This window comes from Neorhizobium sp. BT27B, assembly GCF_050455485.1.
Lineage (GTDB): Bacteria > Pseudomonadota > Alphaproteobacteria > Rhizobiales > Rhizobiaceae > Neorhizobium.
Window position 1 is genome coordinate 270,681 of record NZ_JBCIYT010000007.1, and the last position, 14,507, is coordinate 285,187.

Genomic DNA, 14,507 nt, shown 5'->3' on the forward strand with positions numbered 1-14,507 from the left:
CGCCCAAACCGGTTGCAGTGACAATGGATTTTTGTGCGCTGCGGCGACACGCGGCCCTTCGGAAAATGCGGGCATATCAGCAGGACAGGCGTTTCACCGTGAAGGCGCGAAGCCGTTTGACTTGGCGCATGAGCTTTGCCAGTCTCGCCAAAACCATGCCGATAGCTGAGGAGATATCCCATGAGCCTGCCTTCGATCGTGATCGTGTCAGCTGCGCGCACCGCCGTCGGTGCCTTTAACGGCGCGTTCTCGACCGTACCCGCGCACGAACTCGGCGCCACCGTCATCCGTGGGGTGCTGGAGCGCGCCGGCGTGGATGCAGGCGAGGTGGACGAGGTCATTCTGGGTCAGGTTCTTGCCGCCGGCGAAGGCCAGAACCCGGCGCGGCAGGCGGCGATGAAGGCGGGCACACCGAAGGAAACGACGGCCTGGGGCGTCAACCAGCTCTGCGGTTCGGGGCTTCGTGCCGTCGCACTCGGCATGCAGCAAATCGCCACCGGCGATGCCGCAATCGTTGTGGCCGGCGGGCAGGAATCCATGTCGATGGCCCCGCATTGCGCGCACCTGCGCGGCGGCACCAAGATGGGCGACATGAAGATGATCGACACCATGATCAGTGACGGCCTGACCGATGCGTTTTACGGCTACCACATGGGCATCACCGCCGAAAACGTCGCTCGCCAGTGGCAGCTTTCGCGGGACGATCAGGATCAGTTCGCCCTCGCCTCCCAGAACAAGGCCGAAGCCGCGCAGAAGGCCGGACGCTTTGCCGACGAAATCGTGCCCTTCACCGTCAAGAGCCGCAGGGGTGACGTGACCGTCGACAGCGACGAATATATCCGTATCGGCGCCACACTGGACAGTCTTGCCAAGCTGCGCCCGGCCTTCGACAAGGAGGGCACTGTCACGGCTGGCAACGCCTCCGGCATCAATGACGGCGCCGCTGCCGTGCTGCTGATGAGCGAAGCCGAGGCGGTTCGCCGTGGCCTGACACCACTGGCCCGTATCGCCTCCTGGGCGACCGCCGGCGTCGATCCGCAGGTCATGGGCACCGGACCCATCCCGGCATCACGCAAGGCGCTCACCAGAGCCGGATGGTCGGTTGCCGACCTCGATCTGGTGGAGGCCAACGAGGCTTTCGCCGCACAGGCCTGCGCGGTCAATCGCGAACTCGGCTGGGATCCCGCCATCGTCAACGTCAATGGCGGAGCGATTGCCATCGGCCACCCGATCGGCGCCTCCGGGGCGCGCGTGCTCAACACGCTGCTGTTCGAGATGAAGCGGCGGCAGGCTGCCAAGGGGCTGGCGACCTTGTGCATCGGCGGCGGCATGGGTGTCGCCATGTGCCTGGAAGCGATGTGATGTGAAGCGCGCCAGCGGTGGCGGCTGAGAGGGAGGCGCCGGGAATGACCAGAGTGGCCTTGGTGTCGGGAGGCACGCGCGGGATCGGCGCGGCAATCTGTGTGGCATTACAGGCGGCGGGCTACCGCGTGGCCGCCAACTATGCCGGCAATGTAGAGCGAGCGACGGCCTTTCACGAAAAGACCGGCATACCGGTGTTTCGCTGGGATGTGCGTGATTACGATGCCTGCGTGGCGGGAATTGCCGAGGTGGAGGCACTGCTCGGACCCATCGACGTTCTGGTCAACAATGCCGGCATCACCCGCGATGCCATGTTTCACAAGACGACGCCCGACATGTGGAACGCGGTGATCGCCACCAACCTCACCGGCCTCTTCAACATGACACATCCGGTATGGCCCGGCATGCGCGAGCGGAATTTTGGCCGGGTGATCAGCATTTCATCGATCAACGGCCAGCGCGGACAGGCGGGCCAGGTGAATTATTCCGCCGCCAAGGCCGGCGATCTGGGCTTCACCAAGGCGCTGGCGCAGGAAGGCGCGAGCCGCAACATCACCGTCAATGCCATCTGCCCCGGTTATATCGGTACGGAAATGGTGATGGCGATAGCGCCGGATGTGCTGGCGGAAAAAATCATTCCGCAGATCCCTATCGGCCGGCTCGGCACGCCGGAGGAGATCGCCCGCTGCGTGGTGTTTCTGGCATCCGATGATTCCGGCTTCATCACCGGCGCGACTTTCAGCGCCAATGGCGGGCAATTTTTCGCCTGACATCAGGACAAAAGAAAACCGGCGTGGAGGTTTTCATCTCCACGCCGGTTTTCTGGAAGTTCAAGCCGTCGATTAGCGGCAACGAGCTTCGTAGGTGCGGCCATAACGATCGCGATAGATGCAGTAGCCCTGACGCTTCTGCGATTCGCCGATTGCAGCGCCGACCAGACCACCGGCCACTGCGCCGACAGCTGCGCCACCCCAGCTGTTGGTGACAGCGCCACCAATGAGCGCGCCGGAGCCTGCGCCGATTGCGGTGCCCTTCTCCGTGGACGTGCAGGATGCGAGAGCGCCGACCATGGCAGCTACGAGCACAATTTTCTTCATAACGACTTCCTTCCCTAAAAGACGCGGGGTCCCCCGCTCGTTAAATCCTGCCCATCAGAAGCAGAATGATCAAGATCAGAACGACGAGGCCCAGACCGCCAGACGGTCCGTAACCCCAACTACGGCTGTGACCCCAGTTCGGAAGGGCACCAATCAGAAGCAGGATAAGGACAACGAGCAGGATCGTACCAAGCATTGAAGTTCTCCGACACAAATTATGTTTGCTTTGTGACCGCGACAACGTGAAGACTATCACTTTGTTCCACGAACTTCTGATTCAATCCGCATGAACGCTTCATGAATACGTTTTCGGCTCATCCGGCCCCACCGACTGGTATCGGACGCCGACTGCGCTATCTGAGCCGTTCAGCGCCGATACATGTTGGCCGCACTAAAAAAGCATGAAATTTCATCAGAGGATGACGCATTGAGCCTGCTGCAGATCTATTGGAGAGCACTGAAATACCTTGGAGCCAACAAGGTGAAGGTGACGGTCGTTGTGATCGCCAACATCGTGCTCGCCGCCGTGACCATCATCGAGCCGATCCTGTTCGGCCGGATCGTCGACGCGATCTCCTCCAACAGCCCGGTAACGCCGATCCTTTTGATGTGGGCGGGCTTTGGCCTGTTCAACACCATCGCCTATGTTCTGGTTGCCCGCGAGGCCGACCGGCTGGCACATGGACGTCGCGCCACGCTGCTGACGGAAGCCTTTGGCCGCATCATTTCCATGCCGCTGTCCTGGCATCACAAGCGCGGCACATCCAATGCCCTGCACACGCTTCTGCGCGCCGCTGAAACGCTGTTCGGCCTGTGGCTGGAATTCATGCGCACCCATCTGGCGACTGCCGTTGCCGTGGCCCTGCTCATCCCGACCGCCATCTCGATGGACTGGCGCCTCAGCCTCGTGCTGTTTGCGCTCAGCATCGTCTACTGGTTCATCGGCCGCATGGTGATGAAGCGCACCAAGGAGGGTCAGGCCTCCGTGGAAAGCCATTATCACAATGTCTTTTCCCACGTCAGCGATTCGATCAGCAACGTTTCGGTCGTGCATAGCTACAACCGCATCGAGCAGGAAACGCGGGCGCTGCGCGACTATACGAAAAACCTTCTGGCCGCCCAGTACCCGGTTCTCGACTGGTGGGCGCTGGCCGGCGCGCTGAACCGCACCGCCTCTACCGTGTCTATGGGCATCATCCTCGTTATCGGTACGGCGCTGGTACAGAAGGGCGAATTGAAGATCGGTGACGTCATCGCCTTTATCGGCTTCGCCAACCTGCTGATCGGCCGCCTCGACCTGCTGCGCCAGTTCGCCACCCAGATCTTTGAAGCCCGTGCCAAGCTGGACGACTTTTTCGTGCTGGAGGATTCTGTCGAGGAACGCGAAGAACCCGCCGGCCTTGCCGAACTCGGTCAGGTGCGGGGCAAGGTCGAATTCCGCAACGTCGATTTTTCCTTCGGCGGCTCGGCGCAGGGCGTGCACGATGTGTCCTTCGTCGCCAATGCCGGCGAGACGGTCGCCATCGTCGGCCCGACCGGCGCCGGCAAAACGACGCTGGTCAATCTGCTGCAGCGCGTCTACGAGCCGGATAATGGCAAGATTTTTGTCGACGGCGCCGATATCTCGACCGTGACCCGCAAATCGCTGCGCAACTCGATCGCCACAGTGTTTCAGGATGCCGGCCTGCTCAACCGTTCGATCAGCGAGAACATCCGGCTTGGACGCGAGGGTGCGACCGACGAGGAAATCATTGCGGCCGCAGAAGCGGCTGCCGCTGCCGATTTCATCCAGACCCGCCTAACCGGTTTCGACACCTCGGTCGGCGAACGCGGCAACCGCCTTTCGGGTGGCGAACGCCAGCGTATCGCCATCGCCCGCGCCATCCTCAAGAATGCGCCCATCCTGGTGCTGGACGAGGCGACCAGCGCGCTCGACGTGGAAACAGAAGCGCGGGTGAAGGATGCGATCGACCGGCTGCGCGAGAACCGCACCACCTTCATCATCGCCCACCGGCTTTCGACCGTGCGCGACGCCGACAAGGTCATCTTCCTCGAACAGGGCCGCATTGCCGAAATGGGTACGTTCGACGAACTCAGCGACAAGGGCGGCCGTTTCGCCTCGCTGCTGAAGACCAGCGGGCTTCTGACGGACGACACCAAAACCGCTGCGGAGTGAGTTTTTCCTGACAAGCTATTTTGATGCCCGCCCTTCTTGGCGGGCATTTTTGTGTGGGGTGCGGCATATCCCTTTTCCCCGCTCACGGGGAGAAGGTGGCGGAGCGACAGCGAGCCGGATGAGGGGCAGCCACACGCACCAAAATCTCGCACTTGCTGAAGCTCAGAAAGCTTGGGATTTTACCGTTGATTGCCAACGGATGAAGCGTTGATGCGCGGTCCCGATCAACCCACAACCAAACGCGCACGATCGCTTCGGCAAACCGATAATGATGCCGAAGCGAAGCTATGGAATGAATTACGCAATCGGCAACTCAACGGCGTCAAGCTCATGCGGCAATTTCCCATTGGCAGGTATTTTGCCGATTTTGCGTGCCGGGAAGCGCATCTGGTCGTGGAGGTCGATGGCAGCCAGCATTCCGGTAGCGCGCATGATCGGCACCGGGATGACGTCATGACCCAGGAGGGTTGGGCCATTCTGCGGTTCTGGAATGTTGATGTGCTGACTGAGACGGAGGCCGTTACGGAGACGATTGTCGCTGTGCTGGATGGCCGGTTGTTGGAAGCAGTCGAAACTGCCGAGATGCGTTTCATTCCGTGGCGGATAGGCTGAAGTTTTCTGTTCACCAAACAAGCCAGATGGCTTGGAGGTTGCCCCTCACCCTAACCCTCTCACCGTAAGAACGGGGAGAGGGGACGTGCCATGCTCGCCATCGGCGCTTGAGGCAACGGTAGTGCGGCATATCCCTTCTCCCCGTCATGACGGGGAGAAGGCGGCGGCAGCCGGATGAGGGGCACACTCTCCCCCAACAGAAAACCCGCCCTCCAGCCGGAGAGCGGGTTTTTCATAACATCAGCAGAAAGACAGGATCATTCCTCTGTCTTCTTGCGTGCCCTTGGCTTTGTCACCTTGGCAGGCTTTTCCGTCGCCGCTTCTTCAACCGCCGGCTTGGCAACACGGACAGGCTTTGCAGCGGCGACCCTGGCAGGCTTTTCCGCAACAGCCGTGGAAGCAATAACCGGCGCACCACCGCCCAAAACCGCCCCACCCGCTGCATCAAGTGCAGCGCCATTGACGGTCACCACCAGATCACCACCGGCAACCCGCTTGGCCGCAACCTTGAACGTGCCTTCCGGCAGCGTCAGGTCCAGTTCGAAACCGTCCCATTCGGCCGGGATGACCGGGTTGACCTGAAGACGGCCACCCTCGCGCTTGATGCCGAGAATGCCCTCGATAGCAGCACGGTAGAGCCAGCCTGCGGAACCGGTGTACCAGGTCCAGCCGCCACGACCCGTCAACTCGCCAACGCCATAAACGTCTGCAGCGATGACATAAGGCTCGACGCGGTACTGTTCGGCTGCGTCGGGTGTCAGCGCGTGGTTGACCGGGTTGAGGATCTGGAAAGCCTTCCAGGCATCCTCATTGCGGCCCTGCGCTGCCAGCGCCAGCACCACCCAGATGGCAGCGTGAGTGTACTGGCCACCGTTTTCACGCACGCCCGGCGGATAGGATTTGATGTAACCCGGATCCTGCGGCGTGTTGACGAAGGCCGGCGTGAACAGGCGGATGATACCGGCCTGTTCGTCGATCAGCTTTTCGACGACCGCATCCATGGCCTGTTTCGATCGTTCTGGATCGCCCTCGCCCGACAGCACGCTCCACGACTGGCCGAGGCTGTCGATGCTGCATTCGAGGTTTTCCGAAGAACCGAGCGGGCCACCATCGTCGAAATAACCACGACGATAATAGGTGCCGTCCCAGCCCGCCGTTTCCAGCGCCTGTTTCAGCGAGGCAAGATGTGCCGTCCAGCGTTTTGCACGCACCTTGTCGCCACGCTCTTCGGCAACGGTAACAAAGCTGCGCAGTGCGCTGGCGAGGAACCAGCCGAGCCAGACACTGGTGCCCTTGCCGCCCGAGCCGACGCGGTTCATGCCGTCGTTCCAGTCGCCACCGAGGATCAACGGCAGGCCGTTCGAACCGGTGCGCTCAATGGCAAGATCGAGTGCGATGGCGGCATGTTCGTAGAGGCTGACCTTTTCTTCCGTCACACCCGGCTCGAAGAAGATGTCGTGCTGGCCGGGGGCGAGCGCCTGACCGGTGAGGAACGGCAGTTCCTCGTCCAGCAGGCTCTTGTCGCCGGTGGCGGTGATGTACTGGTTGGCGGCATAAGCGAGCCAGACCACGTCATCGGCAATATTGGTGCGCACGCCGGCGCCGGTGGCCGGAAGCCACCAATGCTGCACGTCGCCTTCCTTGAACTGGCGCGAGGCGGCATTGATGATCTGCCTGCGAGCGAGAGACGGTTCGTGCACGAGGAAGGCCAGCGTATCCTGCAACTGGTCACGGAAGCCATAGGCACCGCTCGACTGGTAGAAGGCCGTGCGGGCCATGATCCGGCATCCCAGCGCCTGATAGGGCAGCCAGTGATTGACCATGTTGTTCAACGCCTTGTCCGGCGTCGAAATCTGCAGACGGCCGGTGAATTCCTGCCAGAAGGCACGGTTTTTCGCCAGAATGTCGGCAAAGACTTCGTCACGGATATCCGAGGCGTAACCTGCAGCTTCCTCGCGGGTAGCGGCATCGCCGAGCGCGTAGGTGACGATCTTTTCTTCACCCGGCGCGATCTCGACATCCCATGCGAGAGCCGCACACGGATCGCCATCCAGTTCCATGGCGCTACTGAGGGTAGCACCTGCAACGACGGCCGATGGCAGCGCCACCGAGCCATGACGGCCGACAAATTCGCGGCGGCTGGTGGTGAAGCCGGACGGGGTTTCGCTCGACGCGAAGAAGGCCGTGCGCTGGAAATCGTTGCTGAAGCGGTTGGTGGCGAACAGCGCGCCGCTTTCCTCGTCGCGGGCAGAGAGGATGAACGGTGCCGTGCGCTTGACGTTATAACCCAGCACCCATTCGACATAACCATAGACACGCAGGCGACGGGTTTCCGAACCGGAGTTGCGGATCTTCATCGACGACAGTTTGATCGGCCGCGTGCGGTCGACCGTCTGGGTGAGCTCGATCTTCAGGCTTTCGTCATCGGCCGAGAAGACCGAATAACCGAGGCCGTGGCGGGCTTCGAACTTCGTTGCCGGGCGACGCGACAGGCCGGCAAACGGCGTGTGGATCATGCCGCTGTCGAGGTCGGTCAGGTAGAAACCTTCGCCCGAGCGGTTGACGACCATGTCATTGCTCCACGGCGTCAGCTGGTAGTCACGCGAGTTCTGGCTCCAGGTATACCCGGCACCTTCAGCCGACACGTGGAAACCGAAATTCTCGTTGGAGATGACGTTGATCCACGGCTGCGGCGTTGTGCCGCCACCGTTGAGACGCACGACATATTCCGAACCATCCTTGGAGAAACCGCCGAAACCGTTCCAGAAATCGAGATCGGCTGGTGCTTCACCGGCAACGGGTGCTGCAAAGTTTTCAGCCGACAGCAGGGTCTGACGGTTGGCGTCGGCCGTGGCCGAAGTCGGCGTCAGGGCTGCAGCGCGGGTGACCTGATCGATGATCTTGCCGTTGCGGGCGTGAAGAACGACGCGGGAGGCGGCAATCAGCGCTGCCCAGGTTTCTTCGTCCATCAGGTCCCGACGCAGCGAGAAGACGTGTTCGCGGGCACCTTCGGTCTGCCCGAGCTTGCGGATGTTTTCGCTGAGCTGGTCGATGGCGTGTTGCATGTCCTGCGCATAGGAGGCAGGTTTTTCGTTGACGATGACCAGATCGAGCGTGAGGCCGCGCGACCGCAGATATTCCTGCGCGGAAAACGCTTCCTTGGCGACTTCCATGTCCATTTCGTCATTGATGCGCAGGGTCAGGATCGGGTGATCGCCCGAGATCGACTGCGCCCACAACATGGACTGGCGGCCAAGGCCGGTTTCCAGCGTGGCGGTATCGGCGCGCAGGTTCATGTCCGGATAGACAAGGTAACGGCCGATCTGCTGGAAGGCAGCGGCCTGCTGCGAGTTGATGCCGATATGGCGCATCTGCACCTGAACGCGGGTCCAGGCCTGTGTCAGTTCGTGACCGAAGGCATCGGCATGGCGATAGCGCTCGATCGCAACGTCGAGTTCCTCGCGGATCGGGGCCGCGATGGTCCAGAAGATCACCGTTGCCTTCTTGCCGGCCGGCACGCGCACGACGCGGCGCAGCGACATGATCGGATCGAGGGTGAAACCGTCCGTGCCCGAAAGCGTCGCATCCTGATCGAAAGCGGCGGCTTCCGACAGGTTGCGACCACGGCCGAGGAAGCGGCGACGGTCGGTTTCGAATTCGGTCGGACGCGACGAGCCGGCATTGTCGGCGGCAAGATGCGCCACCCACATCGAGGCATCGCCCGATGAACGCTTGTTGCGCGTTGCACGGATGACATCGCCACGACGGCCGATCTCGGTCTTCACGAACATGCGCGAGAACACCGGATGGGCGCTGTCGTCATTGTCGTGGGCGATGACCGGTTCGAGATAGGACGTCACTTCGATGTAGCGGTCTTCGGTGCCGGTGTTGAGCAGCGTCAGGCGGCGGCCTTCGGCATCGTGCTCGGTGGCGACGATGCATTCGACCGTGCTGGTCAGCGTGCCGACCGTCTTGTGGAATTCGGCCTTTTCGTCACCGAAGATGGCCTTGGTTTCCTCGCCTTCGATACGGCGCGGTTCCGCGGTCGTCGACCACCACTGATTGGTGGCAGTGTCGCGCAGGAAGAGGAACTGGCCCCAGCGATCCTCGGTGGCATCGGGCTTCCAGCGGGAAACGGACAGGCCGTTCCAGGTGGCGTAACCGGTACCGGTTGCCGTCAGCATGGTCGAATAGTGACCGTTGGAGAGGAACACCAGCTGGCGATCCTGCACGGCCGGATCGGTGATGGTGCGGATCTCCGAGCGCAACAGTTCGCCCTGGCCGCTGCCGGGGGTCTCTTCGTGCTTGGCGCTCATGACCGGCACTTCGCGCGGTGCCTTTTCCTGTAGCAGCAGTTCGGCGGCTTCGATCACCGGATCGGCGTGGAAGAGCTCGCGCAGGCGACCATTGAAAACGACGTTGGCAATGGCCGCGATCGACATGCCATGGTGGTGTGCATAATAGTTGTAGACCACTGCACAACGCTTGCCTTCCGGCACGCGGGTCGGCGTGAAATCGACGGCATCGTGAAAACCGTATTTGCCGAGCGCACCGACGGCGCGCAGCTTTTCGAGGTTCTCCAGCGCCGCATGCGGAGCATACTGGCTGGCGAGGATCGAGGCGTAAGGCGCGATGACGGCGTTCTGGCCGAGACCACGTTTAAGGCCGAGCGAAGGCACGCCGAAATTGGTGTACTGATAGTTCAGCTGATGGTCGCGGGCATTGAAGGCCGCTTCCGAAATGCCCCACGGAATACCCAGACGGCGACCGTGGTTCATCTGTTCGAGAACGATCAGGTTGTTGGTCTGGTTGAGAATGCCACCCTGACGCTCCTGCATGACGAGCGGCGGCATCAGGTATTCGAACATCGAACCCGACCACGAGATCAGCGCACCACGCGAACCGATCGGCACGACCTGACGGCCGAGGCGGTACCAGTGTTCGGTCGGCAGGTCACCCTTGGCGATGGCGAACAGGCTGGTGAGGCGGCATTCCGACGCCAGAAGGTCGTAGCAGGCTTCGTCGAGTTCGTTTTCCTCGGCACGGTAACCGATCGATAGAAGACGACGGTCCTTGTTGTAGAGGAAGGTGAAATCCATAGAGAAGGCGAGCGAGCGGGCCTTGTCGCGCAAAACGGCGAGGCGCTTGCGCATCAGTTCCAGCGTCGAATGATCGAAGGTCGTGTCGGCGATATGGGCTTCGCAGGCAGCGACCAGATATTCCGTCCAGCGCACCACTTCGCCCGACTGCGTTGATCCGACCTCATGATCGAGATTGACGGCAAGCTTCTGGATGTCACGCGCAAGCACGGACAGGTTGATGATGCGGATCGAGGCGAATTCGTGCTCGCGCTTGACGGCGGCCAGCGCGCTGGCAAAACCGGCGATACGCTCTTCCAGACGACGGCGCAGCGGACGCACGGTCTTGCGATCGTCCGGCAGGGCCTTCAGGTTTTCGCTCAAGATACCGGCGACGTCGCCGATGCCATCGAGATTGCCCTGAAGATGCGCGGACGGGGCTTCGGCCCATTCGCGGCAAGCCGACGAAATGGCGATCAGGTGACCGGCAAGGTTGCCGCTGTCGACGGTAGAGACATAACGGGCGCCAAGCGTCTTCAACGTGTCGGTATAATACCAGTTGAACAGATGGCCGCGATGCTTGTCCATCTTCTCGACGGTGGCGAGCGTGTTTTCGATACGCTCGACGGTCTCGCTGAAGCTGATCCAGCCGAAATGGCGGGCCGAAACGGTGGAGAGGAGATAGACGCCAATATTGGTGGGCGACGTGCGCTTGGCAATGATCGGTTCCGGACGCTCCTGAAAATTGTCCGGCGGCAGGAAATTCTGCTCTTCGGTCACAAAGGTCTCGTAATACCGCCAGGTGCGGCGCGAGATCTTGCGCAGTTCGACGGCAACCGGCTCGGGCACGAACAGGCGGTCTTCGGTTTCGGCCGACTGGCTGACATACCATGCGACCAGAGGCGATAGCACCCAGAGGGTGACGAAGGGCAGGCCGATAAGGAACGCGTTATCTTCCGGCAGCGCCGCAAGGAACAGCGCCAGCAGCGCCACCACGGGGGCGTGCCACATCTGCCGGTAATAATCGAGCGGGCTGCCCTGTGCGGCGCCCTGGATGGAGGCGGCGGTGCGCCATTCCAGCATCAGCTTGCGGCTGACGAACAGGCGGTAGAGCGAACGCACGATGGCATCGGTCATCATGCAGGCCGAATCGGCGATGAAGACAATGCGCAGCGCGACCTGCGCATTGGCGTCGCGCACATCCGTCCACAAGGAATGGAAATGCGCACGCGGCACAATATCGGTCGAGCCCGGTACGATGCCGCGGATCAGCGACAGGGTCGGTGCGACGAACAGCATGAAGATCAGCAGGATCTGCCAGATCAGGGCGCCGAGCGGCGACATGAAATACCAGCCGAGGACGGAAGCGAAGAACCAGGCGATCGGGGTGAGCGAGCGGCGCAGGTTGTCGATCATCTTCCAGCGGCCGAGCGCGGTGACGCCACGGGCCGGATCGAGGATGTAAGGGATGAGCTGCCAATCGCCACGCGCCCAACGATGCTGACGCGACACTTCGACCTCGTAACGGGTCGGGAAATCCTCGACCAGTTCAACGTCGGTGATCAAGGCGCAGCGCGAGAACGAACCTTCGAGAAGGTCGTGGCTGAGAACGGCGTTTTCATCGATACGGCCACGCAGCGCGTGTTCGAATGCATCGACGTGATAGAGGCCCTTGCCGGTGAAGGAACCTTCGCCGGTCAGGTCCTGATAAACGTCGGAAACGGTGAAGACATAAGGATCGACGCCGCGGCTTGCGGAATAGATGCGCTGGAAGACAGAAGCATCCTTGCCGGTCGTCAGCGACGGGGTAACGCGCGGCTGCAGAAGGCCGTAACCCTGCACGACGCGGCCGGTGCGCGGATCGTGAACCGGGCGGTTCATCGGGTGATGCGCCTTGCCGACCAGCTTGGTGACGGCGTCGCGCATCAGGCGCGTATCGGCATCGAGCGTCATCACGTACTGGACGTTTTCCGGCACGGTATTGGCGCCGGCCATATAGGTCGTGTCCTTGTCGCCACGCAGCAGCATGTTCAATTCATGCAGCTTGCCGCGCTTGCGCTCCCAGCCCATCCATGCGCCTTCCGACGGATTATAGAGGCGGCGGCGATGCAGCAGGAAGAAGCGCGTGCCTCCATCGAAGGCGTAACGGGCGGAAAGGTTGGCGACTTCGCGCTTGGCATATTCCAGAACTTCGAGATCGCCTTCGGCTTCCTCGACCTGGGCGTCGCGCCAGTCGCTGAGCAGCGCAAAATAGACTTCGCCGCGCGGATTGGCGAGGTAATGGACTTCGAGATTGCGGACGAGTTCATCGACCGTATCGCGGTTGTTGATGAGGCACGGCACAACGACGAGCGTGCGGGCATCTTCCGGCACGCCGGCCTTGAATTCGTAACCGACCAGACGCGCGGGCTTCACCACATAGGTGACCAGCGTGTTGAAGAGACCGGTGGCACCTTCCGATGCCGGCAGTGCAAACATGACGAGGAAAAGCAGAATGACCGGCCAGGACATGCCGGCGGCGCCAAGGAAATAACCGACAATGCCGAGAACCAGTGCGGTCAGCAGCAGGACCGGGCCGGCAACGGAGAGCCAGCGCATGCCCTGCACCCTGGCAAGGAAGGACTGCCAGGGATCGCGCTTGTAGCCGATCGCCTTTTCCAGATCCTCGTTATACATGCCGACAAGGAAGGCGCCGACATTGGCCTTGTGCGGATCGGCGTCAGGCGCATTTGCCGCTTCCTCGGCCAGCCGGATGGCTGCCTTGGCGACATCGATTTCCGACTTCTTGGTCTTGCGGGCAAGCTTTTCGACACGGTTGCGGTAGGAGTTGCGCGAACCGAAATCGAGAACCTGGTAATCGCTCTGATCGCGGAAAACCTGATCGACGAGGCAGACCTCTTCGAACCAGACGCTCCATTCGGTATCGTCGATCTCACGCAGGCTCTTGATGATATTGCCCATCGTGACATTGCCTGATGACAGGCGGTTATGCTCCGCCATCATCACGTCTTCAGCGTCCATGCCGGCGCGGCGCATGCGCTCGTCCAGCCATTCCAGCGCAAAACCCTGATTCTGCGGCGCGTTGCGCAGGCGGTAGAGGAATTGCGTATTGAACGTGTTGTCTTCCGTCTGCGGCTCAAGCTGCTTCAGGAGATCGGCGCTGGCAGCCGGGTCATTGAGGCGGATGATTTCATCGGCAGCCTGATTGGCCTTGAGGCGCATGTTACGCGAACGATCGACACGCACCGCAATACGGCGGGCATTTTCAACCAGCACGAAACGCAGGAAGGATGGCAGCGCCCAGAGCTCGCCGATCTGCAGCGGCTGATGGACCTGAAAACCTTCGGTGATAGCGGTGAGCTTTTCGCGCGAAACGGTGCTGTGGGTGTGGCCGACATAGAGCCATGCCATGACCAGAACGCGCGGCAGCTCCATATTGCCGACCTTCATCGTCGGCAGCTGGCGATAGAATTTCTTCGGGAAGTCACGGCGGACTTCCTGAATGGCTTCCTCGACGATGTAGTGGTTATCGATCAGCCATTCGGCGGCCGGCGTGATCGTCGCCCCGGCATCCACGTCCTTCGCGGTCTGGCGGTAGACTTTCAGGATCTCCGCCTCGTTCTCGCGATGGCGCTCGCGGAAGGAGAACTCCATCAAACCGGGCAGGGTCTGCGTTCCGTCGCGCGCCAGCGCTTCCCCGCATTCGCGCAGCTCCTCTATCGTCAGATAGGTGGAGCGGATCGCCTCGTTATGGTCGATCTGTCTGGTATCGGTTTCGCGAGGGGCGGTCGGGGTATTATGAAAGGACATGTCTCGGCTTCTGAAAGAGGAATGTCGTCGTCGGGATTGGCGCTCTGCCGGATCAAAAGGGTCCGGCGGCCCCATCTGTCATTTCGCTGCAGGCATCATCCGGACATCATCCGAACGACGCTGCGAGCACGGAGGAGATAGGGGGCAAGCGCAATATGGCAAATCGAAAGACAGCAACGGCCCACCTGTTCCTCCCGGATAATAAGGATTGACCGGTCTAAAACCGTCGGCCTGAATGAAACCTGAACGTATTCAGCTGCTTGGAACACAGATTGCTATGCTTTCATGACCGGTGAAAGACGAACACCACATTCCCCCTCATGGTGACCACATCCGGAACCTGTTGACCGAGGCGAGCCTTGCCGGATACCA

Annotated in this window: 6 protein-coding genes and 1 pseudogene; 4 read left to right on the forward strand and 3 right to left on the reverse strand. The window is 61.3% G+C overall.

The features are described 5' to 3' along the window. Nucleotides 1-180: 180 nt before the first annotated feature. Nucleotides 181-1,362, forward strand: a complete 1,182-nt coding sequence (locus tag AAIH70_RS20295; protein ID WP_132277481.1) for an acetyl-CoA C-acetyltransferase — start codon at nt 181-183, stop codon at nt 1,360-1,362. A gap of 44 nt (nt 1,363-1,406) precedes the next feature. Beyond that, a complete protein-coding gene (gene phbB, locus AAIH70_RS20300) occupies nt 1,407-2,132 on the forward strand; it encodes an acetoacetyl-CoA reductase (protein WP_132277483.1) in 726 nt (241 codons plus the stop codon). A 72-nt stretch (nt 2,133-2,204) separates the two neighbouring features. Here the strand turns inward: phbB and AAIH70_RS20305 are convergent, their stop codons facing one another. Both AAIH70_RS20305 and AAIH70_RS20310 read right to left on the reverse strand, forming a co-directional pair. Next, the gene (locus tag AAIH70_RS20305; protein WP_132277485.1) at nt 2,205-2,459 is read right to left on the reverse strand and encodes a YMGG-like glycine zipper-containing protein; all 255 of its coding nucleotides are present in this window, start codon (nt 2,457-2,459) and stop codon (nt 2,205-2,207) included. 40 nt (nt 2,460-2,499) lie between these two features. After that, nucleotides 2,500-2,655 (reverse strand): DUF3309 family protein, encoded by a 156-nt coding sequence (locus AAIH70_RS20310; protein ID WP_112728864.1) that lies wholly within the window; start codon nt 2,653-2,655, stop codon nt 2,500-2,502. Between the two features lie 183 nt (nt 2,656-2,838). Between AAIH70_RS20310 and AAIH70_RS20315 the strand changes: the two genes are divergently transcribed. Next, complete coding sequence (locus tag AAIH70_RS20315; protein WP_165932081.1) at nt 2,839-4,635, forward strand: glucan ABC transporter ATP-binding protein/ permease; 1,797 nt, start codon at nt 2,839-2,841, stop codon at nt 4,633-4,635. A gap of 210 nt (nt 4,636-4,845) precedes the next feature. Next, the gene (locus AAIH70_RS20320) at nt 4,846-5,247 is read left to right on the forward strand and encodes an endonuclease domain-containing protein (RefSeq protein WP_132277489.1); all 402 of its coding nucleotides are present in this window, start codon (nt 4,846-4,848) and stop codon (nt 5,245-5,247) included. A 538-nt stretch (nt 5,248-5,785) separates the two neighbouring features. Here the strand turns inward: AAIH70_RS20320 and AAIH70_RS20325 are convergent. Continuing rightward, nucleotides 5,786-14,135: pseudogene (locus AAIH70_RS20325) on the reverse strand (GH36-type glycosyl hydrolase domain-containing protein); the annotation flags it as partial. Between the last annotated feature and the right edge of the window lie 372 nt (nt 14,136-14,507).